This is a genomic window from Pseudoduganella violacea, assembly GCF_014191875.1.
Lineage (GTDB): Bacteria > Pseudomonadota > Gammaproteobacteria > Burkholderiales > Burkholderiaceae_D > Rugamonas > Rugamonas violacea_A.
Genome location: NZ_JACHXD010000023.1, coordinates 1 through 20,832 on the forward strand (window position 1 = coordinate 1; position 20,832 = coordinate 20,832).

24 protein-coding genes, 1 tRNA gene and 1 pseudogene are annotated in these 20,832 nt (G+C 60.7%); 15 read left to right on the forward strand and 11 right to left on the reverse strand.

The annotated features are described in order from the left end of the window. The first annotated feature begins 523 nt into the window (after positions 1-523). From FHS03_RS25300 to FHS03_RS25310, 3 genes are all read left to right on the forward strand, one after another. On the forward strand, positions 524-1,018 hold the full coding sequence (locus tag FHS03_RS25300) for a glycoside hydrolase family protein (RefSeq protein ID WP_183443679.1): 495 nt from the start codon (positions 524-526) through the stop codon (positions 1,016-1,018). Positions 1,019-1,036: 18 nt separating this feature from the next. Continuing rightward, positions 1,037-1,465 carry a hypothetical protein gene (locus FHS03_RS25305; protein WP_183443680.1) on the forward strand — a complete coding sequence of 143 codons (429 nt, stop codon included), beginning with the start codon at positions 1,037-1,039 and terminating at the stop codon, positions 1,463-1,465. Between the two features lie 118 nt (positions 1,466-1,583). Then, the gene (locus FHS03_RS25310; RefSeq protein ID WP_229426431.1) at positions 1,584-2,492 is read left to right on the forward strand and encodes a winged helix-turn-helix domain-containing protein; all 909 of its coding nucleotides are present in this window, start codon (positions 1,584-1,586) and stop codon (positions 2,490-2,492) included. On the opposite strand, the gene FHS03_RS25315 is transcribed toward FHS03_RS25310, so the two are convergent. Then, positions 2,486-3,124 (reverse strand): YceI family protein, encoded by a 639-nt coding sequence (locus FHS03_RS25315; protein ID WP_183443682.1) that lies wholly within the window; start codon positions 3,122-3,124, stop codon positions 2,486-2,488. The two genes, FHS03_RS25310 and FHS03_RS25315, sit on opposite strands and share 7 nt — an antisense overlap. 155 nt (positions 3,125-3,279) lie before the next feature. Between FHS03_RS25315 and FHS03_RS25320 the strand changes: the two are divergent. Continuing rightward, a pseudogene (locus FHS03_RS25320) lies at positions 3,280-3,721 on the forward strand (transposase); the annotation flags it as partial. Here FHS03_RS25320 and FHS03_RS25325 read toward each other — a convergent pair. Then, positions 3,651-3,854, reverse strand: coding sequence for a type II toxin-antitoxin system RelE/ParE family toxin (locus tag FHS03_RS25325; protein WP_183443683.1), 204 nt, complete (start codon positions 3,852-3,854; stop codon positions 3,651-3,653). The pseudogene FHS03_RS25320 and the gene FHS03_RS25325 sit on opposite strands and share 71 nt — an antisense overlap. After that, positions 3,851-4,141, reverse strand: coding sequence for a CopG family ribbon-helix-helix protein (locus tag FHS03_RS25330; protein WP_183443684.1), 291 nt, complete (start codon positions 4,139-4,141; stop codon positions 3,851-3,853). Before FHS03_RS25330 ends, FHS03_RS25325 begins: the two co-directional genes overlap by 4 nt. A 129-nt stretch (positions 4,142-4,270) precedes the next feature. On the opposite strand from FHS03_RS25330, the gene FHS03_RS25335 reads away from it, so the two are divergent. The 4 genes from FHS03_RS25335 (at position 4,271) to FHS03_RS25350 (ending at position 7,061) form a co-directional block, all read left to right on the forward strand. Beyond that, on the forward strand, positions 4,271-5,080 hold the full coding sequence (locus tag FHS03_RS25335; protein WP_183443685.1) for a helix-turn-helix domain-containing protein: 810 nt from the start codon (positions 4,271-4,273) through the stop codon (positions 5,078-5,080). 32 nt (positions 5,081-5,112) lie between these two features. Continuing rightward, positions 5,113-5,433 carry a putative quinol monooxygenase gene (locus FHS03_RS25340; RefSeq protein WP_183443686.1) on the forward strand — a complete coding sequence of 107 codons (321 nt, stop codon included), beginning with the start codon at positions 5,113-5,115 and terminating at the stop codon, positions 5,431-5,433. A gap of 65 nt (positions 5,434-5,498) precedes the next feature. Continuing rightward, positions 5,499-6,395: an extracellular catalytic domain type 1 short-chain-length polyhydroxyalkanoate depolymerase gene (locus tag FHS03_RS25345; RefSeq protein ID WP_371871774.1), complete on the forward strand. Its 897-nt coding sequence runs from the start codon at positions 5,499-5,501 to the stop codon at positions 6,393-6,395. A 282-nt stretch (positions 6,396-6,677) separates the two neighbouring features. Then, positions 6,678-7,061 carry a hypothetical protein gene (locus FHS03_RS25350; RefSeq protein WP_183443687.1) on the forward strand — a complete coding sequence of 128 codons (384 nt, stop codon included), beginning with the start codon at positions 6,678-6,680 and terminating at the stop codon, positions 7,059-7,061. A 61-nt stretch (positions 7,062-7,122) separates the two neighbouring features. Here the strand turns inward: FHS03_RS25350 and FHS03_RS25355 are convergent, their stop codons facing one another. The 3 genes from FHS03_RS25355 to FHS03_RS25365 all read right to left on the reverse strand — a co-directional run bounded on the left by FHS03_RS25355 (position 7,123) and on the right by FHS03_RS25365 (position 10,524). Continuing rightward, a complete protein-coding gene (locus tag FHS03_RS25355; RefSeq protein WP_183443688.1) occupies positions 7,123-8,754 on the reverse strand; it encodes an Ig-like domain-containing protein in 1,632 nt (543 codons plus the stop codon). 172 nt (positions 8,755-8,926) lie between these two features. Continuing rightward, positions 8,927-10,093: an extracellular catalytic domain type 1 short-chain-length polyhydroxyalkanoate depolymerase gene (locus FHS03_RS25360; RefSeq protein WP_183443689.1), complete on the reverse strand. Its 1,167-nt coding sequence runs from the start codon at positions 10,091-10,093 to the stop codon at positions 8,927-8,929. A gap of 14 nt (positions 10,094-10,107) precedes the next feature. Further along, complete coding sequence (locus tag FHS03_RS25365) at positions 10,108-10,524, reverse strand: ribbon-helix-helix domain-containing protein (RefSeq protein WP_183443690.1); 417 nt, start codon at positions 10,522-10,524, stop codon at positions 10,108-10,110. 403 nt (positions 10,525-10,927) lie between these two features. Here FHS03_RS25365 and FHS03_RS28570 point away from each other — a divergent pair, with 403 nt between their 5' ends. Then, positions 10,928-12,553 carry a methyl-accepting chemotaxis protein gene (locus tag FHS03_RS28570; RefSeq protein WP_183443691.1) on the forward strand — a complete coding sequence of 542 codons (1,626 nt, stop codon included), beginning with the start codon at positions 10,928-10,930 and terminating at the stop codon, positions 12,551-12,553. 2 nt (positions 12,554-12,555) lie between these two features. Here the strand turns inward: FHS03_RS28570 and FHS03_RS25375 are convergent, their stop codons facing one another. Together FHS03_RS25375 and FHS03_RS25380 are read right to left on the reverse strand one after the other, a co-directional pair. After that, positions 12,556-14,109: a helicase HerA-like C-terminal domain-containing protein gene (locus FHS03_RS25375; RefSeq protein WP_183443692.1), complete on the reverse strand. Its 1,554-nt coding sequence runs from the start codon at positions 14,107-14,109 to the stop codon at positions 12,556-12,558. Positions 14,110-14,165: 56 nt separating this feature from the next. Then, positions 14,166-14,378 (reverse strand): hypothetical protein, encoded by a 213-nt coding sequence (locus FHS03_RS25380; protein WP_050408774.1) that lies wholly within the window; start codon positions 14,376-14,378, stop codon positions 14,166-14,168. 112 nt (positions 14,379-14,490) lie between these two features. Here FHS03_RS25380 and FHS03_RS25385 point away from each other — a divergent pair, with 112 nt between their 5' ends. The 3 genes from FHS03_RS25385 to FHS03_RS25395 are packed head-to-tail and all read left to right on the forward strand — an operon-like array spanning position 14,491 to position 16,335. Further along, positions 14,491-15,885: an amino acid permease gene (locus tag FHS03_RS25385; protein WP_183443693.1), complete on the forward strand. Its 1,395-nt coding sequence runs from the start codon at positions 14,491-14,493 to the stop codon at positions 15,883-15,885. Continuing rightward, a complete protein-coding gene (gene relB, locus FHS03_RS25390) occupies positions 15,882-16,085 on the forward strand; it encodes a type II toxin-antitoxin system RelB family antitoxin (protein WP_183443694.1) in 204 nt (67 codons plus the stop codon). Before FHS03_RS25385 ends, relB begins: the two co-directional genes overlap by 4 nt. Continuing rightward, positions 16,060-16,335 carry a type II toxin-antitoxin system RelE/ParE family toxin gene (locus tag FHS03_RS25395; RefSeq protein WP_183443695.1) on the forward strand — a complete coding sequence of 92 codons (276 nt, stop codon included), beginning with the start codon at positions 16,060-16,062 and terminating at the stop codon, positions 16,333-16,335. The genes relB and FHS03_RS25395 overlap by 26 nt, the downstream gene beginning before the upstream one ends. An 11-nt stretch (positions 16,336-16,346) precedes the next feature. On the opposite strand, the gene FHS03_RS25400 is transcribed toward FHS03_RS25395, so the two are convergent. Next, entirely contained in the window at positions 16,347-17,048 is a 702-nt protein-coding gene (locus tag FHS03_RS25400; protein WP_183443696.1) for a DUF2278 family protein, read from the reverse strand. A 188-nt stretch (positions 17,049-17,236) separates the two neighbouring features. Then, on the reverse strand, positions 17,237-17,416 hold the full coding sequence (locus FHS03_RS28325; protein ID WP_229426433.1) for a hypothetical protein: 180 nt from the start codon (positions 17,414-17,416) through the stop codon (positions 17,237-17,239). A gap of 83 nt (positions 17,417-17,499) precedes the next feature. Here FHS03_RS28325 and FHS03_RS25410 point away from each other — a divergent pair. Next, positions 17,500-17,575, forward strand: a tRNA-Lys gene (locus FHS03_RS25410). A 96-nt stretch (positions 17,576-17,671) separates the two neighbouring features. Here the strand turns inward: FHS03_RS25410 and FHS03_RS25415 are convergent. Next, a complete protein-coding gene (locus FHS03_RS25415; RefSeq protein WP_229426435.1) occupies positions 17,672-18,694 on the reverse strand; it encodes an alpha/beta hydrolase in 1,023 nt (340 codons plus the stop codon). A gap of 121 nt (positions 18,695-18,815) precedes the next feature. On the opposite strand from FHS03_RS25415, the gene FHS03_RS25420 reads away from it, so the two are divergent. Together FHS03_RS25420 and FHS03_RS25425 are read left to right on the forward strand one after the other, a co-directional pair. Then, positions 18,816-20,159 carry a hypothetical protein gene (locus tag FHS03_RS25420; protein ID WP_183443697.1) on the forward strand — a complete coding sequence of 448 codons (1,344 nt, stop codon included), beginning with the start codon at positions 18,816-18,818 and terminating at the stop codon, positions 20,157-20,159. A 34-nt stretch (positions 20,160-20,193) separates the two neighbouring features. Continuing rightward, on the forward strand, positions 20,194-20,787 hold the full coding sequence (locus tag FHS03_RS25425; protein ID WP_183443698.1) for a DMP19 family protein: 594 nt from the start codon (positions 20,194-20,196) through the stop codon (positions 20,785-20,787). Positions 20,788-20,832: the final 45 nt, after the last annotated feature.

Genomic DNA, 20,832 nt, shown 5'->3' on the forward strand with positions numbered 1-20,832 from the left:
TCAGCATTGGGCAATCTGTCGCCCGCCGTCTATGAACGGAAAATGGCAGTGCGTGAACCTATTGTTGTGTCCGAAATTTCTTGACCACCGCATACTCCTGACACAGCCTGCGCCTGACGGAGTAGCCGCGCCGAATACGACACCAGCTACCAAAGCAGTTACCCGGTTGACACGGCTAGTGTCCCGTCAATCTCACCGCCACGGCGACCGGAAATGGACCAGAGAGGACCACCTTGGGGCAGGTGAAACAGTTCGCCTCGCAATGCGCCACACGCTTTCTCCAGCAATTAAGCAAGAGAGCCTTTGCCACAGCCAGAGCCACGGATTCGAACTCCGCGTCACCTACTATCTGGTGCAGGGTTCCCCCACCAAATCTGGATTCTCCCTGCAGGTCAGCTGCCTATCTTCAGAAACAAGGAGCAGCATGGGAATTTCCATTGAGAAATATCAGCGCGGCACTGGCTGGCGCTGATAAATTGAGGACTCAATGCGCCATCTTCCCAATCAAAACTGGAGAACCCCAATGGCTACCGCTCCCTCCCCTGTCAATCCAAACACCAGCCTGTCCATGAGCGCAGCCGCTCGCCGCCGCCTCCGTAGCCGGGAACGGGTACGAGGTTACTATAACGATATGGGCGGAAACCGGGGCAACTGCACCTATGGCATTGGCATCCTTGTGCATCGGGGACCATGCACGGCGGCCGAGCTGCGCCGTCCACTCACAACGGCGCAGGTGGAAATCTCGTTCGCTGCTGCCCTTCGGGAGGCCGAGCGCGCAGTCAAGCGCAAGGTAACTCGGCAAGCCCTCACGCAGGAGCAATTTGATGCCCTGGTGAGCTATACCTTCAACACCGGCGCAAACGGCGCTGCCAGCACGCTGGCACTTGTTGACCATGGCCGTCTACAAGAAGCGGCGGACAATATGTCCCGTAACATCCGGACGAATGTAGGCGGCCAAAGAGTTGTTGCTCGCGGACTCATCCAACGCAGGCAGGAAGAAAGCGCGCCCTTCCGCTAGAATTGAGGAGACGCGTTTATGAAGCCTACACTCTTCTTTTCTGCACTCCTGCTTTCCCTGGCAGCGCATGCCCAGCAAGCGGACCATAAGCTCGTCGGCATATGGAAGATCACGGCGGTGCTGGACAGCCAGGACACAACGTCCCTATCGAGCGAAGACGCGACTAAGCTGGTGGGTAAAACATTGCTCATTGAGTCCCAGCACGTCCATTTTGACGATGCCGATTGCAAGAATGCATCCTTCAAAATGGCGAGGCATCGCTTCTATTCCTACTTCGTCAAGCAATACAACTTCGAGCCAAAGCACCTACCGCTGCCGGACTATGTGCAGGAAGTGGCGATTGAATGCGCATCTCCGGTGGGCATAAATTTCATCTACCTCCGGGACAGGAACCAAATCGTGCTGTTTTGGGAAGGTTTCTTCCTGAACGCCACGAGACAAAAGTAATTTCCCTCCCGCCAGCTTCGGCGATTCGCGAATTGAAGACTCGGATGACGTCAGCGCACAGGCAAGCGGCTGCTATAATCGCCATATTATTTAAATGCCAACTTAGGGTGCCATGCCTTTGGACCGACCACATTCAACGCCACTACGCATCGGTAACTGGACCCTCGATCCCGTCACGGGAGAGATGACGGACGGCGGCAAGCAGCTACGGCTGGAAGACCGCACGCTGCGCCTGCTGCTTTGCCTGGCCGAACAGCCGGGCGATGTGCTCAGCGCGGAACAGTTGCTGGCCCGCGTTTGGCCGGACGTGGTCGTTTCGCCGGACTCGGTCTATCAGGCTGTCACCGCGCTGCGCCGCCAGCTGGGTGACGATTCCAAACGTCCCACTTACATCGCCACCGTGCCACGGCGCGGCTATCGGCTGATCGCAGCAGTGGCCCTTGTCGCCGCTGCGACTGCGCGCGACTTGGCGCCTGCGCCGACGGACGGCGCCGCCGTCCGCGCGCTGGAGCAGCCATCCACCGCCATGCCGCAGCCACGGCGGCGCAGCGCCGTGTTTGCAGCGCTGGCCGCCATATTGGCTTTGACTGTCCTGGCTTGGCAAGGCGGCGTCCTGGCGATCAAGCCTGCGGCGACCCAACGCACCATCGCCGTGCTGCCACTGCTCGACATCACAGACGGCATGAACGAGGAACCGTTCGCCGATGGCATGACCGAGGAGCTGATCGACAAGCTAAGTAAGGTGCCCGGCCTGGCGGTGGCGCCACCCGCATCGTCTTACTATTACAAGGAGAAGCGCGGTGCGGTAGGCGAGATTGGCAAGGCGCTGCACGTGGCCTTTGTGCTCGACGGCAGCGTGCGCAAATCGGGCACCACGCTGCGCGTCACGGCACGGCTGATGCGCACCAGCGACGGCCTGGTGGTCTGGTCCGAGTCGTACGACCGCGCGTGGAACGACAAGCTCAAGATCCAGCAGGACATCGCGGTGGAAGTCAGCAAGGCGCTGGCGCTGGCGCCGCTTCACTGAGCCATCACGCCTTGCGCGCTGCTGCCGGCTTGGTGCGGCGCGTCCTTGTCCGGCCCCACCGCCGCCTCCATCTGGATCTGCACGGCCAGTTCGTCCCCTACCAGATCCAGATAGGCATCCAATCCGAATTCTGAACGCTTGATGGTGCCGGTCGCAGTAAAGCCGATGGAAGGCAATTCGTTGACCTGGTTGCGGCCGATCTTATTCAAGCGCACCATCAACGCCACCGGTTTGGTCACGCCCGCCAGCGTCAGCTCGCCGCGCAGCACGCCATGGGTGGCGTCGCTGCGTTCCAGGCGCGTGCTGCGGAAAGAGATGTAGGGCGCCTTGAACAGCTTCTGCCAGCTCTCGTCGCCGCGCAGCTGCTGGTTCCACATGGCGTCGCCCATATCCAGCGTACGGGTCGGCATCGTCACCTGCACCGATGATTTGGACCAGTCGTCGTTATCGAACACGAAACTGCCCGGCGTGATCTTGAGCGTGCCACTGAGCTGGATAAAACCTTGGTGCTCGATACTGAGGTTGACGCGGGCCAGCTTGCTGGTGATGGTGTAGGTGACAGGCGCTGCGTGTGCCAGCGCTGCTTGCAGCATCAGCAGCGTGGCGAAGACGAATCGGTAAACGTGTCGCATGAAGGCTCCTTGATTGAGAAAGTCTGCGCGGCCGGATATCGGTGCCGCTACCAGTCTTGTATCAAACGCGCCTTCAAAAAGGTCTGAAGGATTCCTGAATTAGTCTGAACGCGGGGCTATATTGCGCTTGAAAGCATGCCGCCAAGCAGAAACTCATACGGGGAAACAGATTCCTTGTCGAGATTGATCAGGCTACGCCCTGGAGCAAGCTGCACAAGCTCATCGAGCCGTTCTACCCGAAAGCCACAGGCGCTGGCTGCCCGCCGATTGGCTTGGCGTGAATGCTGCGCATGTACGTAGCACAACAATGTTTCAGGCTGTCCGACGAGGGCATTAAAGACGCGATCTACGATAATCCAAGCTATCCGCAGTTTCGTCGGCATTGACCTGAACCGTGAGCCGGCTTCGGACGCGACGACCTTGCTGAAGTTCAGTCATCTACTTGAAGCTCCCCCCCTGACGCGCCAGATCTTCGATACCGTCAACGCTCGCTTGGCCGAGAAGGGCTTAATGATGCACGAAGAGATCATCGCCGATACCATTTTGATCGCCGCACCGCCGTCCACCAAGAACCAGGTTTGCCAAGGCCAGCGTGATCGACTAGAAGGCCTGCTTTTTCTGAAAATAGCTCATCGAGAGCAAGTGCAGCGGCCGGATTGTTGGTCTCGATATACTCGTAGATGTCTTCGCGGTCTTGAATCGCCTCAGGCGTCCAAAACAATGCCGTCACTTTCCGGCTGCCTTCAAGCGCAGCCGCGTTGCTTCTCGCTTCGCCGCAAACTTGGCTTCCACTTCAGCGTTAGGTACGAGATTGCCGGCATTGGCCGAGTTCTGGCCGATCTGCACTTGGCGGCGGAACAAGGCCTCATGTTCAGCCGCTTCTTGCTGCTGCAGCACAAAGTCTCGCATAAACTCGCGCAGCAGCTGCGCACCGGTACGGTCGCGGTCTTTGGCCGCTTTGGCGAATTGCTCTTTAAGGTTCTCATCAACCCGAAACGTAAAGGTTGCTTCGCTCATGACTTCGCTCCGAGTGTTACAGCATAGCTACATCGTAGCATATTGAAAAATCCAACTCCGCAGATTGTTATCTGATTTGCCTCTCGTTTGGCCCCGGTTCAAGTTCCTGCAATCGTGTAGCATACCGCCATGCTTCCAAAACGCTGGCATCTTCGTCCAAGCGCACGACTGCGCCCTTTCATCGACCGTTACTGGGGCTGGGAAGGCGAGCATCACCTTCCACCGCAACTTCCCCCGGGCACTGGATCGGAGTGCATTTTCCATTACGGTACGCCCTTTCTTCTGGATGGGAAGGAGGCGCCACAGGCGGTCCTCTTGTGCCTGCGCACGCGCGCCATCGCCATCGGCGAAAATGGTGCTCTCGGTTTCGCCGCTGTGCGTTTTCGCAGCGGTAGCCTGCGGCATTTCTGTTCCCAGTCTTCGGCCCAGTTGCACGACCAGGAGTGGCCAGCACAAGCCATCTGGGGCAGCGGCGCCGAGCGGCTGGCTGACCAGCTAAGATTGGCGGATGAACCGGCCAGCCGCGCCGCCTTGCTCGATCAATTCTTCCTTGCGCAGTTGGGGCGGCACGAGGACCGTTCCGGCCGCGCGCTGGATGGCTTGCTCGATCAGTTGTACTACGCGCCCGGCACCAGCATTGACGCCTTGGCTGAGCAGTCAGGCTGGACGCAGCGCCACTTCCGGCGCAAGTTCACGGATGCCTACGGTTTCAGTCCAAAACAATTTGTACGCATCGCCCGCTTCAACCATACGCTGCGCATGCTGGCGCTGGAGCCGGGCATGGGAACACTCGATGCCGCTTTGCGCATGGGCTATTTTGACCAGGCGCACTTTATTCACGAGACGCGCGCACTGACGGGCAACACGCCGCAAACGATCATCACTGGCTTGCACGAAAAGTCCCATTTTTACAATCCTCCATCGCGTCCGATTGCATAGACTTCGGTTTCTCAACCACCCGAGGAGTTTCTATGTACCTGCTTGCCACGCTTGACGCCCACCCGCAATTTCGAACTTCCCTGCTAGCCGCGCTCGATCAATTGGTGGCGCATGCGCGCACCGAACCCGGCACGCTGCAATATGAAGTGCTCACCACCATTGAAGACGAGAATCGGATCATGGTGTTCGAACGCTACACCGATGCCGCCGCCCTGCAGGCACACCTCGACAGCGCGCCACTGCAAGCAGTGATCGCGCAGTTCGAGCACTCCCTCAGCACGCCCCCTAGCCTGGTTCGCATGGCGCGGCGGGATGGCTTCCTGCGCGAAGGGCTGGCGAATGCGCCAAGATAGGCTTTCACATTCCTTTGACATCGTCAAAGTTACGCTGCGCCTTCCATCTTTTCGAAAGCGCTGCCGTGAAAAAATTCGTCTTCTGCCTCGCCCTCATGCTGGCACCTCTGCATGCACTGTCCCAAGTTCAATCGCTGACACATCAGGATGTAAAACGGAAGTACATCGTCTACACGCCCGCCGCCTATGCCGCCGCGCCGGAACGGCAGTTCCCCCTTGTGCTGAACTTCGCGGGCGGCGGCATGACTGCGGCCGAGCAAATGCTGTACACGCAAATGAACCGGACGGCCGAACGGTATGGTTTTATCGTCGTCTACCCGCAAGGCATCAAGAACGACTGGAACGTGGGCTTCGGTATGTCCTACAAGGAGGGCACGGACGATGTCGGCTTTGTGCGCGCCATACTGACGACCATGCAGCGCGACTATCGCATCGATCCGCGCCGCGTGTACGCTACCGGTTTGTCGCGCGGCGGCTTCTTCAGCCTGCGGCTGGCTGCGGAAATGCCGCAGCAATTCGCCGCTGTCGCATCGGTTGGCGCTCCCCTGCCAGAGCCGGTTATTGAACACCATCGTCAACGGTTGCCGGTCGGCGTGATGCTGGTGCAAGGAACCAGCGACAGCGTTGTGTCGTATGAGGGCAAAGCCGGTTCCTACCTGTCGGCGCCGGCCACCCTCGACTACTGGCTGAAGGTCAATGCCATGGAACAGAGTCCGGCGCAGACGCGGCAACTGCAGCCTGCGATGGGCGACCCGACTGCAGCCACCATCGTAGAACATGCCCATGGCGGCAGGCGCGTGTCGCTCTTAACCATCAAGGACGGCGGCCATACCTGGCCAGGCGCCGATCCCTTCAATATCGGGCTTCCCATCGGCCGCACCAGCAAGGCAGCCAATGCCAACGAATTGATTTGGGACTTTTTCCGCCGCCACAGCAACGACGCCCCATCGCCGGCGCAATGAGCTTGACCTTGAGGTGAGAAGCCGCCGATCTTATCGGATGGTATCGTGCGCACCGGGTGGCCGAAAACCTATCCAATGGATTCAGCGCTTGAAAGAAGCTCTAGTCCTGCCAGAGAAGTCATGCCCGACGTTCTTTCCGGCGCATTTTGAAAGGACTGCAAAATGGATATCTCGATTGTGTATCAGCATTTATCGGCGTCGGATCGGCCGAGTTCACGGCGAACGCTGCCTGCCCCCTCCCCGCCACTGAGGCCTGCACGCGCAAGGCAGCTCATAAGCGCCATGGCAACGTTCGCCGCCCTCTGGCTGCTCGCGCCAGCCACAGCCAGCGCGCAAGGATGCACGCAAAGCCAGCTGGATGGCGACTTTGCCATGGTCTGCACTTCGGCATTCGGTAACAGCAAGGGCTTGTACGTCGACAAGGTCGGCGTGGCGGCCGATATTTTTGAAGGCCATAGCTGCAACGGCAAATTTGCGGCCTGGGCGGAACTACCGAACGGCAAGATGTGGCGCAAGCGCGGAGACGCTAAATGCGGCTTCGGCCGGGTCTGGGTCAATTTCTCGGCAAAAACCAAGTTCAAGGACGGCGCCAAACTCTGTGGGGCCATCATCACGCCCCGAGGCCATATCCGCCCTGAACATGCCAGCATAGAAATTCATAAATGACCGGCGCTGGGACAGCGCAGACGCGCCCTTACCCGAAAGCGAGCCAGGGCGCAGGGTATGTTTATTCCCAGTCGTGCATATGCCAGTTGCCGTGGTGATGGACGCCGACCAGCTTCACGCCAGCATCCGCCGCCTGGTCAAAGGACAGTTTGCTGACGCTGCTGGCCTGCGCAGTAATGCCGGTGTTATCCAGCGTCATGATCACATCCTTGAACTGGATGCGTTCATCACGCACCAGCAGATCGCTGCCGCCATTGCCAAACAGGTCCGTCACCTTGAAGCCGTAGGCGGTCTTCTCCACCGAGTAGTTGGCGCGCGCGCCCGAATACACCACCGTGTCGGTACCGGCGCCGCCGTCGATGTAGTTGCCGCCGCTGGTCGCCACCAGCCGGTCGGCGCCCGCCGTGCCGGTCAGGTTGCGCACGCTCGATACCGCAAAGTCCTTCGCCAGCGAGGCTTCCGACACATTGCCGGCCGCGTCGGTGGCGCGCGCCGTCACGTGGTAATTGCCGTTGGCTAGCGCCACGGGCGTGATGCTCCAGCTGCCATTGGCCGCCGCCTTGCCTACACCCAGGCTGGCGCTGCCGTTGAAGATTTCGACCTTGGCGCCCGCTTCCGCCACGCCGCTGAAGGTGGGATGGTTGCCGCTGGCCGTGGCCAAACCATCCTTGGTGAACACCAGCGTCGGACGAACCGGCGCGACGGTATCCACCAGCGGCGTAGGCGCGATCGGCGTGCTGCTGCCGATGGCAACGGTGCCGTCGCTGAAGCGCAGTTGTTCGATATTTTTCAAGGTGTCCGTGCCTTCCAGGCCACTCACCTGCCACAGCGAAGCGCCGGTCTGCGTCACCTTGTAGGTGCTGCGCGCGCCGCTGTAGAAGGCAGTGTCGATGCCGGCGCCGCCGTCCAGAATGTCGTTGCCCGCGCCGCCTTCCAGCATATCGTTGGCGCCGCCGCCGGTCAGCGTATCGGCCTGGCTGGTGCCGGTGATGTAGCGACCGCCGCCGACGGAGTTGACGCCCAGGGCGCCGCCCAGGCCATCGCCGCCATACAGCCACTTCAGGGCCGCCAGATCGTATTCGCCGAAGGTCGCATGCGCGCCGCCGGCATGGGTGTAGGACATCAGCGTGTAGGCGGTGTTGTCCGTGGCTGCCGGCAAGCGGATGACGCCATCGAAGGAGTGCTTCAGGCCCAGTGCGTGGCCCAGCTCGTGCAGCAGCGTTTCATAGCCTTGCGTGCCGGGCGTGAGATTGGCGTTCATGCCGGCCCATTCGGCGTTGTCCAGATAGACGTAGGTGGCGGCCGTGAACTTGGTGACATTATTGTTGCCGTCGTAGGAGTAGCTGTAGCGCGAGCTGTCCAGCCCGGTGGTATTGCTGCCATTGATGTTGGCGTTGGCCATGTGGATCTGCGCCAAGCCCGTGTCATTGGTTTCAGTGAACTTGATACCGGTGATTTGCGCCAGATAGTTCAATGCAGTGCGCGTGGCGGCCTGCTGGGCGACGCTGAAAACCTGCGGCGCGCTCAGGATCGCGCTGTTGCCGGTTTCGAGGCCGCCCGCCACCGAGAAGGTGTAATACAGGTTATTTCCGCCAGAGGTAAGGTAATTCCAGTTCGGCAAATTGCCCAACAGCGCGTCAATGTGGTTGAGGCCAGAGGGGGTGGTGCTTTTCACTTCGGTAACGGTTGCCATGTCGCGCTGCCATAAAAAAGGTTCGGAAGAGCAAGTATTTCGTTTCCGATCAGCAAGGTCAACAGTGTTCGCACTAGCGCTGCCGGTGAGTGTGCACTCCTGTATTGAATTGCAATCGCGCGCTACTTTCTATTGAGTAGTGACAAAATGATGGTTACGGTCCAGCTTTCCGTCATCCTGTCTGGCCGAGAAAGAAGCGCAACATTTCGGCGGACGCATCGGGTCCCGCCGGATGCGTGTACGAGCCAGCCGGACTGCCACCCGACCAGGCATGGCCCGCCCCATGCAGTTCCCAGTATTCCGCAACGGAGCGGCCTGAGCGGTCGAGCATGGCCGTCTTCGTGTATCTCACGTCGCCATCGCGTTCCTGCGTGCGGCGCAGCGCATCGTCGCGCGAGGCCGGCGCCGCATGCAGAAACTGCTCCAGCACCGCCTCGCCGTTACCGCAATGGACCACCTCATCACGGTCACCATGAAACACGATCACGGGAACCCGCTGGCGCAACTTGCCCGCCGCCCTGCCCTTGCCCGTCGCCCCCTTCTTCATCGCCGCCAAACCGGTGATCAGGTCGCGCGCCTTGCCGACCGGCAGGCCGGAGTGCACGCCGACGGCCGCGTACAGCTCGGGATAGGCCGCGCCCATGATCGCGGCCATCGCACCGCCCGCCGACAAGCCGGCCACGTAGACGCGCTGCGGGTCCGCCCCCCAGCGTTCGATGACCTCCCGCGTCATGCCGGCAATCAGGGACGGCTCGCCGCCGTCGCGCTGCTGGTGCGGCGTCTCGAACCAGTTCCAGCACAGCGAGGCGTTGGCGCTGCGATCCTGCGCCGGATAGAGCACCAGACAGCCATGCTGCTCGGCCAGCGCATTCATGGCGGTGCCGGCCGCAAAGTCGTCGGGGTCTTGCGTGCAACCGTGCAGCATCACGATCAGCGGACGCGGTCCGCTGGCCGGCGTGGACGGCACATACAGCTTGTAATGGCGGCTGCCGGCGCTGGCCTGGAACGAGCCTTGCGTAAATTCGCCGGGCGCGCGCGGGTCATGGGCCGGAGCACGGCTGCGCTTGCGTCCCGGCACATTCCAACGCGCGCGCCGTGCAGGTTTCGGCATGCCGTCGGCGGTAGCCCCGCCGCGCGCCTTGCGCACCCACTCGGGCAACGCGTTCAGGTCGATCAGCTCCGGCGCGGCATCGTCCGCCGCTGGCGCCGCTTGGCCTGGCAGCAGGCCGGCGGCCTTGAGCGCCTTCTGGATCACTTCGGTGGCCGCCTGTGGATCTTTCGCCTGGGCCAGGCGTGCCGCTTCCATCATCTGCCCGAGAAATTGCTCAAAGGGTTTCATATGCTGTCCGTTCTCTAAGTGTGAAGGCGGTCGGCTAGCGCGTCCTTGACCGCGGGCGACGCGATAAACGCGCCAAGTACTTGAATCGAGGCAATGGCCGAACGCGCCAGTTCCGGCGTGACATCGTCGTCCACCGTGGCCAGGCCGAGCACATGGATTTCCAGCTGTTCGCCAGCCGCCACGACGCGTTCCAGTTCGGCGCGGGAATAGCGTTGCAATCCCGTCACAAAACGCTTGCGCAGCACGGTCTGGCGGATCGCCTCCGCATGCTGCTGCAAAAGGTTGCGAATAGCCGTGCGGACGAAGTCGGTGCGGTTGGTGTAAAAGCCCTCACCGACCAGCAGATCCATCTGCGCAAGGTCCACCAACCCCAGATTCACTGTGACCTTGTCCGTGTCAGGCAGCTTTGACTTGATCTTGACGATCTTCATTTATCCTCCTTATATACTCCAATTGGAGTATAAATGAAAAATCACAAGAGGTCCGGCTGCAATTTGTCCGGTGCAGCGAAAAGGCCGCGGAATGGCCTGGAATATTTTCGGAAAGTCAGCTTAAAGGTTTAGCTGCTAATATTTTTTGCAACAAATCGCATAAATTGCGCAAGAAATTTCCGCTCCGCTGTTTTTTGCGAGAGTTCTCACGGTAAAATTCTCACCAATTTCCACATTTCTTGTGTGAAATTCTAATTTCTCGTCCGAAACCACGCCGGGAATTTCATAGTGCCGCGTTCGCTCTTCGTTTCGGTGGCACTTACCTGAGCTGGCAACATCCGCGCCGGCATTCCAGGTCGCACCATCCCGACACATGCGCAAGACAACACTAGGAAACGTTCTCATGAAAATTGGCAATCTAAAAATCGGCACCCGTATCAGTTGCGGCTATATCATCGTGCTGGCGCTGCTGCTCGGCGTCATGTTGTGCGGTATTCAAGGCATGCGCAACTCGAACAAGACCCTGCACAACATCGTCGATATCAATATCAAGAAGATGGAACTGCTGCAGACCATGTCGGAATCCACCCACGTGGTTTCGCGCGTGATCCGCACCCTGGCCCTGCTGCAGGACGAGGACACCGCCAAGCGCGAAGCGGCGAAAATCGATACGGCGCGCCAAAAATACAATGCGGCTTTCGAAACCCTGCAAACCATGCCGCTGGATGCGGCGGGCCAGGCGCTGGTGGCCAAGATCAAGCAACATCAGGCGGCTGCGCGCCAGTTGAACGACCAGTTCCTGAACCTGAGCAAAACCAGCCGCGAAGACGCGCTTCAGCTCCTGCTGTACAAAGCCGCTCCCGCCAGCTCTACATGGCAAGAAGTCATTGACGACTTCCGCGCCCTCCAAAAAGAGAAGAGCCAGCGCGACGAAACGACGGCCGAACAATCCTACGAGAGCAATATGAGCTTGATGCTCGGCTTCTCGGCCCTGGCTGTCGCCTTGAGCATCGCCATCGCCTGGACCATTACGCGTTCGATCTCCCGCCCGATTTCGCAGGCGGTGCAAGTGGCGCAGCGGGTGGCCGCCGGCCATCTGGACAGCCGCATCGAAGTGCGCTCCACCGATGAAACGGGCCAGCTGCTGCAGGCGCTCAAGGAAATGAACGACAGCCTGGTCAACATCGTCGGTCATGTGCGCGGCGGCGCCGACACTATCGCCTCGGCCTCGTCGGAAATCGCGAACGGCAATCTGGATCTCTCCAGCCGCACCGAACAGCAAGCCAGCTCGCTGGAAGAAACCGTCTCCTCGATGGAGGAACTGGCCAGCACCGTGCAGCAGAACGTCGAGAACGCGCGCCGCGGCAATCAACTCGCGATGTCGGCCTCCGAAACCGCCACGCGCGGCGGCGCGGCCGTCGGCCAGGTGGTGGAAACCATGGGCGCCATCAGCGCCTCCTCGCGCAAGGTGGTGGACATCATCAGCGTCATCGAAGGCATCGCCTTCCAGACCAACATCCTGGCGCTGAACGCGGCGGTGGAAGCGGCGCGCGCCGGCGAACAGGGTCGCGGCTTTGCCGTCGTCGCGGCCGAGGTGCGCAATCTGGCGCAGCGCTCAGCCTCCGCCGCCAAGGAAATCAATGCGCTGATCAGCGACTCGGTCGCGCATGTGAACAAGGGCGAGCAACTGGTCGATCAAGCCGGCAGCACGATGGACGAGGTATTGCAGAGCATCAGCAACGTCAATGTCATCATGGGCGAGATCATGACGGCCAGCGAGGAACAAAGCGCCGGCATCGAACAGATCAACCAGGCCATCTGCGAAATGGACCAGGTGACGCAGCAGAACGCCGCCCTGGTCGAGGAAGCCGCCGCTGCCGCCGCCTCGCTGGAAGAACAAGCTGCCGGCCTGACCCACGCCGTCGCCGTCTTCAAGCTCGACCTGGCCAAGACCGGCAACACCGGCCGCCTGCCGGGCCAGCAAGCGAAAGCACTGGCCTTGGCGGCGCCGTTGGCACGCGCCGCCTGATTTCACCTTTTCAAAATCGATCCCAGCACGCCGCGGATGATTTCGCGGCCGACCTGGGAGCCGATGCTGCGCGCAGCCGATTTGACGAGCGCCTGCACCGCCGTCTCGCGCTTGCTAGTCTTGCCGAATAGGCCGCCCAGCACATCGCCGAACAAGGAGCCGCCTTCGCCGGTGGCGGCACCGTCCTGCTGCGCGGCGGGCGTGCCTCGGCCTGCAGGCACGTCACGCTCCACTGCCGTCGCAGGACTGTCATCTGCCGTGCGGACGGTGGCGCTGGCGGCGACGCGGCCGCTCAACTTTTCATAGGCCGATTCGCGGTCTACCGTTTTTTCATATACGCCAGCCACCACCGATGCCGCCATGGCAGCTTGCCGCTCGCCGGCGTCGATGGGGCCAAGCTGGCTGGCCGGCGGCAGGATGAAGGCGCGCTGCACCACATGCGGCACGCCCTTCTCGTCCAGGAAGGACACCAGCGCTTCCCCCACGCCCAGCTCCGAGATCACCTGCGCGATATCCAGTGCCGAATTGGGGCGGAAGGTTTCGGCCGCCGCCTTCACCGCTTTCTGGTCGCGCGGCGTATAGGCGCGCAGCGCGTGCTGGACGCGGTTGCCGAGCTGGCCCAGCACCGTGTCGGGAATGTCGAGCGGGTTCTGCGTGATGAAGAAAACACCCACGCCTTTCGAGCGGATCAAGCGCACCACCTGCTCGATCTTTTGCAGCAGGGGCTTGGGCGCCTCGGCAAACAGCAGGTGGGCTTCGTCGAAGAAGAACACCAGCTTGGGCTTGTCCACATCGCCCACCTCGGGCAGGTTTTCAAACAGCTCGGACAGCATCCACAGCAGAAAAACGGCATAGATGCGCGGCGCGTTCATCAGCTTGTCGGCGCACAGAATGTTGACCACGCCCTTGCCCTGCGCATCGGTTTGCAGCAGGTCGTCGATGTTCAGCATCGGCTCGCCGAAGAACTGGTCGCCGCCCTGCTCCTCGATGGCGATCAGGCCGCGCTGAATGGCGCCGACGCTGGCGGCGCTGATATTGCCGTAGCTGGTCTTGTAGTCGGCCGCATGGTCGCCCACATGCTGCAGCATGGCGCGCAAGTCCTTGGTGTCGAGCAGCAGCAGGCCGTTATCGTCGGCGATGCGGAACACCAGCTGCAGCACGCCTTCCTGCGTATCGTTCAGGTTCAGCATGCGCGCCAGCAGCAGCGGTCCAAGGTCGGAGACGGTGGCCCGCACCGGGTGGCCCTGCTGGCCGAACACGTCCCAGAAGGTGACGGGGCAACCGGCCCATTGCGGCGCCTCCAGCTGCAAGGCCTGCAGCCGCTGGCCCATCTTCTCGCTCAGCGCGCCCGCTTTGGCGATGCCGGACAAGTCACCCTTGACGTCGGCCATGAAGACCGGCACGCCGATATCGGACAGCGATTGCGCGATCTTCTGCAGGGTGACCGTCTTGCCGGTGCCGGTCGCGCCGGTGATGCAGCCATGGCGGTTCACCAGATTGGACAGCATCTCCAGCGTGAGCTGTTCATTCTTCGCAATCGTAAGGGAGACAGGCATGATCGTCCTCGGCGCGCAATGATGGTGCGACGATCATACTCCACTGCCCGGCGCGGTTATTTTTTCTTCTTGCCCAGGGACGCGTCGTAAATGGTCTTGGCGTCCTTATGCGCCTGGTCGATATTGCGCAACTTCTTATCGTCGTCGTGCTTGACGAAAAATTCGGCGTCCTGCGCAGCGACCACCAGCTTGATCGCGGCCGCATCGGCCAGATTGTATTTTTCCACGATCAGCGTGGTCACTTCATCCAGGTATTCTTCGTAGGTCATGTTTTTACTCCATATGCTATTGGCGGCATTATAGGAGAGGCGCTCCGGATATGGTTTTGTCTTTTGCTGAAATTTATGCAACAGTACAGTCTTTCAAGCCGAGAGCCAAATCATGCCGACCGCTCCAGCCTCGCCCGTCCCCGCTACGACCAAGTCCGACAAGCCGCTGGGCTTCTGGATGTGCACCGCCCTCATCGTCGGCAATATGATCGGCATGGGCATTTTCATGCTGCCGGCCGCATTGGCGCCGCATGGCCTGAACTCCTTCAGCGGCTGGGCCATCACCGTGATCGGCTGCCTCTTCATCGCCCACGTCTTCGCCCACCTGGCGCGCGCCATGCCGCATGAGGACGGGCCTTACGGCTATACCAAACGCTGCTTCGGTTCCGGCACCGCCTTCTTCGTCATGTGGTGCTACTGGGCGTCGATCTGGATCAGCAACGCCGCGCTGGCGATCGGCATCGTCGGCTATCTGAGCACGCTCTTCCCCATTCTTACCGCCATGCCGCTGCTGCAGCCGGCGACGGCGCTGGCCGTGATCTGGTTCTTCGTGCTGGTCAGTCTGAGCGGCGCGCGTCTGTCGGGACGGGTGCAGTTGGCGTCAGCCGCGCTCAAGCTGCTGCCCATGGGCGCGGTGGTGTTGCTGGGCGGCTGGGTGCTGTTCACCGACAGCTCGGCCTATGGCGCGCACCTGCCCTCCACTCCGCTCACGCTGGACGCCACCGCGGCGGCAGGCACCATCGCCCTGTTCGCCATGCTGGGCGTGGAGTGCGCCACCCTGCCCGCGACCAAGGTCGTCGATCCCGAAACCACCATCCCGCGCGCCACCATCGCCGGCACGCTGATCGCGGCCGTGGTGTACGTCTCCGTCTGCACCGTGCCGCTGCTGCTGTTGCCGCAGGCGGAGCTGGCGCAATCGAACGCGCCTTACGCCGATCTGTTCAACCGCTTCTGGCAGCCAGGCACGGGGCGCTGGCTGGCGATTGCCGTCATCATCAGCGGCCTGGGTGCGCTCAATGGCTGGACCATGCTGGCGGGCGAAGTCACCGCCTCTTTCGCCACGCACGGCATGTTTCCCGCCCTGCTGAAAAGACCCAACCGGCATGGCGCGCCCTTCTGGTCGCTGCTGCTGATCGGCGTGCTGGCCAGCACCATGGTGGTGATGAACTACAGCCGCTCGCTGGCCGAAGGCTTCGCTTTCCTCACCATGGTGGTGACGGCGGCCAGCATGCCGCTGTATCTGGTCGGCGGCGTGGCCATCTTCAAGCTATGGAAGCGCGGCGCCTTGCGCGCCAAGGCCGCCTTGCCGGTGCTGCTGCTATTCAGCGCCGCCATGACCTGCATCTTCTCGGTCTGGGCACTGTACGGCATGGGCCGCGAAGCCTTCATCTGGTCACTGGTGCTGGGCGCCGCCAGCCTGCCGGTTTTCTGGCTGATCCGGCGCGGCAGGAAGGAACCTTCCAAAACCAGTGACGCCATAAGCGGGCGTATAATGAACGAATTATGAGCACAAACCTATCGCCTATCGAATCGGAGTTCGCCACGCAAGAAGAGGCGGATGCCTATGATCGATGGTACCGGGAAAAGGTTCAAACCTCACTGGCCGACCAGCGTCCATTGATTCCCCATGATCTGGCAATGGCGAAGCTGAGGGAACTGATCGACGAGAAACAACGTACCCGTGCTTCCGATCCTCTGGCGCCCTGAGGCGCTTGCCGACCTTAGCACCATTCTTGAGTATATTGCGCAGCGCAATCCGCAAGCCGCTGCGAATCTATATGGCGACATAGATCGGATCGTCACTCAGCTTCCATACCATCCCTATTTATACCGCCTCGGCCGAGTTGCTGGCACGCGCGAACTGGTCGTGCATCCGAATTACCTTATCGTCTATAGCGTTACCACAACAGCCATAGAGATAGTAACGGTTATCCATACGCGTCAACATTATCCCTAAACACTGGCCACTCAGGTGTAATGTAGCTTCACCTTATGCCATGGCCAGAACACCCAGCGCGGGTGGCCGAGGTTATCGGTGGCGAAGGCCTGGGTTTTGAATTTATTCAGGAAGCCGATGAATTCGCCGCTGGCGGTTTCAATGATGGTGGCGCCGTCCTGCCAGATGGCGTTTTCGGCATCGTGGCCGCTGCCGACCGGGTCGCCCTGGTTCTGGTGGATATTGTGCACGCCCAGCCCCTTGTTGAACGGTTCGCCGAACATATAAAAGCGCACGCCCTGCCCGATCACCGCCTCCAGATCGGTCAGCGCCTGGATGCCGGTGCCGCTCTTCCACGGCGGATTCCAGCGCAGGAAGTTGAGCAGCTTGGCCAGCCAGCCGCTGTACACCACATACCAGATCAGAAACGGCGGATGCAGCGCCTGCGCCCGGATATAGTCGAGCGCCCCGGAAACGGCATTCGACGGCAGACCGTGCCAGCCATCGGCCAAGGCCTTGATCGGTGCGAAATCGGCGGCGCGCAGCCGCACCACGCGCCACTGTATGCCGTCGGGCATGGCCTTGGGATCGACATCGATTGCGCAATGATATTCACCGGCCGGGGTCTGGATGTTCAGGTTGCCGTGATAGTAGCGGCCGTAGTTGTCGGGCGGGTCGCGGTAGTACTTGGTCTTCTGCCCGATCACCACGCCATAGCCATTGGATAGTCCCATGATCGCCCTCCTTCGAACAAGCCTTTCCCAGACTCATTCTAGTTCGCGCGCGGCTGCATAAATTCACCAATGTTCACCGGCTAGCGCCGCTTGGCGTTGGAGGTTTCGGTGCGCACATAAAACTCGGGCGGCTTGCGCGCCACCCAGGCGATAAAGGCCTGGATTTCCGGATGAGCGCGCAGCGCTTCCTAGGTATGGTAGGTGCGCAGCAGTTCGCGCTCGGTCAGCACCGAGTGGATCTTGCGATGGCAGATCTTGTGGACCTCGAACTGTTCCTTGCCCTTGAAGGTTTTGGGGATCAGGTGGTGGCGGTCGATATTGAAGGCGCCCAGAGGCCGGCCGCAAAGGGGGCAGCATTTTTCTTCCATGCGCCATCTTAGAGCATTCGCGGGGACCGCTGCCGCGCTGCTGCTTGACTTCGGCCAGGGATCTTGTACAATGCCGGTCCTTCGGGTCGTTAGCTCAGCTGGTAGAGCAGCGGACTTTTAATCCGTTGGTCGCAGGTTCGAATCCCGCACGGCCTACCACGAATACAGCAGCACCAAAAAGGCTTACCCGCTTCGGCGCGTAAGCCTTTTTGTTTGCGCCATCCTCGGCGCGGGACTTATGAAGTCCCGCTCTACTTATTTCTCCGGAATAGCCCCAAGCGTGCGCAGCCACGTCTCTACCAGCAGCGGCCACTTGGTGATCGCCTGCTTGGTTGGACGCAGTCCAAATGCGTGCCCGCCTTCAGCAAACAAGTGCATCTCGACCGGCACGTCCGCTTTTCTCAGCGCCGCATAATAAAGCAGGGAAAACTCCACCGGATCGATGGGATCGTTTTGCGCATGCAGCAGGAAGGTCGGCGGCGTTTGGCTGGTGACGCGAATGCGTGGGTTCAGCCGCGAAAGGTCTTGCCTATAGTTTGCCGACATATGCCCGGGATACAGGGACACGGCAAAGTCGGGACGACAGCTTTCATTGTCCGCCTTATCGACAGGCTGGTAAATACGCTTGGGGTGGGTGCTGATTGCCGCAACCAGGTGGCCGCCTGCCGAAAACCCAAGCACCCCGATCTTGTTCGGATCGATATTCCATTCGGCCGCGCGGTGGCGCAGCAGGCCCATGGCTCGCTGCGCATCTTGCAAGGCCGTATGCACCTTCGGAATAACGCGCATATTCCGCTCCATATCCCAATGCGGGCCCGAACCGGGGACGCGATATTTCAAAAGCACGCAGGTAACGCCGATTGATGTGAGCCAGTCGCAAACCTCCGTGCCCTCAAGATCGATGGCCAGCATGCGATAACCGCCGCCGGGAAAAACCAGCACCGCAGCACCGGTATTGACGCCAGTTGGCGGATAAATTGTCATCGTGGGCCGGATGACATTTTTCACTCCCAGCCACGGCCGACCAGCAATGAGCCGCTCTTCCTGCAGGGCCGTTTCATTTTCAGGGCCAGGAGCAGCTTGCGCGTTGGGGATCGCGCCCGGCCAGATCGGCAATTGCACATGTCCAGCGGAGGGCTGCCATTCCGCTGCACACACGTTCGCGGAAGCCAATATCGCCAGTATCGAGAAGAGATATTTCAAAGTATTTCCATTGCCTTTCCAGAGAAGGTGCTTCATTTCGAAACTGGCGGATCTTAGCGGAAACACAATTTGCATACAAGGTAATCCGGGAATGACCAAATGGTGCAATCGCGCGACAACTTGCATTGCGGCTTGGTGCTTTCCCCAGCCAAGCGCCGTAAGCTGTAATCCACTTAATCACCTTTAGGGGGATATCATGGCCGATGAGAACCGGACGGGGCCTCCGATTTTCAGGAATCTATCGATCGAAGCGGGCGACATTGTTTTGGTACGAAGCAATCCGGCCAAGCTGCACGGGAATCTGAAGCGCTATGTCAATATCAATGGGCAGCGCGTACTGGCGTCGATACGGGGCGGCGGTTCCGCCCGCGCTGAAATCCCCAGCTCCGGGCATTCACATGTCATGCTGGGCATGGGCGACGGCCTGGTCATCCACGCTGACGGCCACAGCGTGGTTTATGAAGTCGCCAGCGACGCATTGAAGTTCGGACAGGACGAAGCCGACAGCTTTGCCGTCTATCGCAACCCGCGCTTGTCTCCTGTCGCGATCCACGCTATTACCCGCGCCGCGAAAAGCTACTATTCCAAGCTTTACCGTTTCAGCACCTTTTTCGGAGCCGAGAAAGATGGCGACACGACGCAGTTTTGCTCACGCCTGATCGCCTATGCCTACCGCCGGGCCGCAGTTCCGTTCAGCCGACTCAAGGATCAAAGGACGCTTCCCATTGACCTCTTCCACGCCTGTCAGGAAGAGCCGTGGCACGACGTGACGCAGGACGTTATAGAAGCGCCTTTGTCCGCAGAGGCATGCGCTGTCCTGGCCAAAATCGCCAATGAAGCTGGTCTACCGCCCTGGATAGATGACCTGCCTGATTTGCTGGCGCAAAGCCAGCAGACACAGCTTGCCATTCTGCGCATGAACGCGGGCATCAAGGAATATGAATACAAAAGCTACTGCAACATCGCGAAGCAGGTGGAAATGATGGCAGAGCTGTCCTTACTTCAGCTTGAGCAGGCACTGGACATGCTGGCATACCCGGAAACGATGGATGCGGATTTTGCCGCCACCGTCACCGACGCTTTGCAGCAGTTGCCAGCGCTGCTGGCAATCGCAGGGCTGCCCAACCTCGATCAGCGGCTCGAAATCTATCCGGGATTAGACTACAACGACGATACGCCACCTTACCAGGGGCTGCCGTCCCCAGCGGCCATCCGCAAAATGCAGCTCAAGCGCGAAGCATCTGGCATCTATGCAGCCCTGGTCCTGGTGGACATCGGCTTGTCCAGCATTCTATGGCGCAAAACCGGGCACGAGCACTTCAGTAAGTTCGCCTGCGTGAAGACGCAATACCTGCTCAATTTCAAGGCCTTGCTACCGAGCACCTCCGAACTCGCTCATTACGAAGCCCTGCCAGCCGCTTTTGCATGGGCCGGCAACCTTGAGGTTCAGCAGAAATTCACGCAGATCTTTTCCAGGCTGATTAACCTCGTCAAACTGCTAAGACTGAGACATGGGCAAGCCTGTAACCCGCAGCACTGACAATGCGTGACCGCGCGGAACACCGGCCGCCACGATGAACGAGCGCCTTCCCTGCCGCATTTGCGGCGCCCTGATTCTGGGCTCGACCGCCGAGCGCACGGGCGGCCTGTGCATGCCCTGCAAAGGCGGCTATCGCGCCAGCATCGAGGCGCGCCGCCATGGCCGTACCCGCGGCCACGCCATCGCCGCCAATCCGCAGGCGCAGATGTGGGCGGCGCTGCTGTACCAGGTACGGCAGGACGCGACCGGCATCGAAGGCTTGAATCATCCGCAGCAGCTTTATTACGCATCCAGCACGCTGCTGGGGGCGGTGCTGCGCGGCGGTATGCAGCACTATTTCGGCGGCGCCGCCGCCGATCATTACAAGCTGGCGCAGGACGGCTTGATGGCCATGGGCGCCACGCGCGCGCTGCGCCTGCTGCTCGACGCGCGCAAGCTGCTGTTCGGCCCCAGCCTGCCCAATGAAGCGGTACGCCGCGAGCGCCTTTACCGCCGGCCGCTATTCGCCGAAAACGAGGCGCGCAGCGCCATGCGCCTGAACGCGCTGAATGCGGAATTCAGCCGCCTGGCGCCCGACCTGGAACGGCGTCTGCATGTCTATGCACACCAGCATGGGCTGCTGGGCTAGCAGGCGCACGGCAGACCGTTGACGCGAGGTGGTATGCTATGCGCG

What these genes read in the sequence shown, in the direction of transcription:
- FHS03_RS25300 (WP_183443679.1), top strand. Translation starts at nt 524, where the DNA reads ATGGCTACCGCTCCCTCCCCTGTCAATCCAAACACCAGCCTGTCCATG.
- FHS03_RS25305 (WP_183443680.1), top strand. Translation starts at nt 1,037, where the DNA reads ATGAAGCCTACACTCTTCTTTTCTGCACTCCTGCTTTCCCTGGCAGCG.
- FHS03_RS25315 (WP_183443682.1), bottom strand. Translation starts at nt 3,124, where the DNA reads ATGCGACACGTTTACCGATTCGTCTTCGCCACGCTGCTGATGCTGCAA.
- FHS03_RS25330 (WP_183443684.1), bottom strand. Translation starts at nt 4,141, where the DNA reads ATGAGCGAAGCAACCTTTACGTTTCGGGTTGATGAGAACCTTAAAGAG.
- FHS03_RS25335 (WP_183443685.1), top strand. Translation starts at nt 4,271, where the DNA reads ATGCTTCCAAAACGCTGGCATCTTCGTCCAAGCGCACGACTGCGCCCT.
- FHS03_RS25340 (WP_183443686.1), top strand. Translation starts at nt 5,113, where the DNA reads ATGTACCTGCTTGCCACGCTTGACGCCCACCCGCAATTTCGAACTTCC.
- FHS03_RS25350 (WP_183443687.1), top strand. Translation starts at nt 6,678, where the DNA reads ATGGCAACGTTCGCCGCCCTCTGGCTGCTCGCGCCAGCCACAGCCAGC.
- FHS03_RS25355 (WP_183443688.1), bottom strand. Translation starts at nt 8,754, where the DNA reads ATGGCAACCGTTACCGAAGTGAAAAGCACCACCCCCTCTGGCCTCAAC.
- FHS03_RS25360 (WP_183443689.1), bottom strand. Translation starts at nt 10,093, where the DNA reads ATGAAACCCTTTGAGCAATTTCTCGGGCAGATGATGGAAGCGGCACGC.
- FHS03_RS25365 (WP_183443690.1), bottom strand. Translation starts at nt 10,524, where the DNA reads ATGAAGATCGTCAAGATCAAGTCAAAGCTGCCTGACACGGACAAGGTC.
- FHS03_RS28570 (WP_183443691.1), top strand. Translation starts at nt 10,928, where the DNA reads ATGAAAATTGGCAATCTAAAAATCGGCACCCGTATCAGTTGCGGCTAT.
- FHS03_RS25375 (WP_183443692.1), bottom strand. Translation starts at nt 14,109, where the DNA reads ATGCCTGTCTCCCTTACGATTGCGAAGAATGAACAGCTCACGCTGGAG.
- FHS03_RS25380 (WP_050408774.1), bottom strand. Translation starts at nt 14,378, where the DNA reads ATGACCTACGAAGAATACCTGGATGAAGTGACCACGCTGATCGTGGAA.
- FHS03_RS25385 (WP_183443693.1), top strand. Translation starts at nt 14,491, where the DNA reads ATGCCGACCGCTCCAGCCTCGCCCGTCCCCGCTACGACCAAGTCCGAC.
- relB (WP_183443694.1), top strand. Translation starts at nt 15,882, where the DNA reads ATGAGCACAAACCTATCGCCTATCGAATCGGAGTTCGCCACGCAAGAA.
- FHS03_RS25400 (WP_183443696.1), bottom strand. Translation starts at nt 17,048, where the DNA reads ATGGGACTATCCAATGGCTATGGCGTGGTGATCGGGCAGAAGACCAAG.
- FHS03_RS28325 (WP_229426433.1), bottom strand. Translation starts at nt 17,416, where the DNA reads ATGGAAGAAAAATGCTGCCCCCTTTGCGGCCGGCCTCTGGGCGCCTTC.
- FHS03_RS25415 (WP_229426435.1), bottom strand. Translation starts at nt 18,694, where the DNA reads ATGCAAATTGTGTTTCCGCTAAGATCCGCCAGTTTCGAAATGAAGCAC.
- FHS03_RS25420 (WP_183443697.1), top strand. Translation starts at nt 18,816, where the DNA reads ATGGCCGATGAGAACCGGACGGGGCCTCCGATTTTCAGGAATCTATCG.
- FHS03_RS25425 (WP_183443698.1), top strand. Translation starts at nt 20,194, where the DNA reads ATGAACGAGCGCCTTCCCTGCCGCATTTGCGGCGCCCTGATTCTGGGC.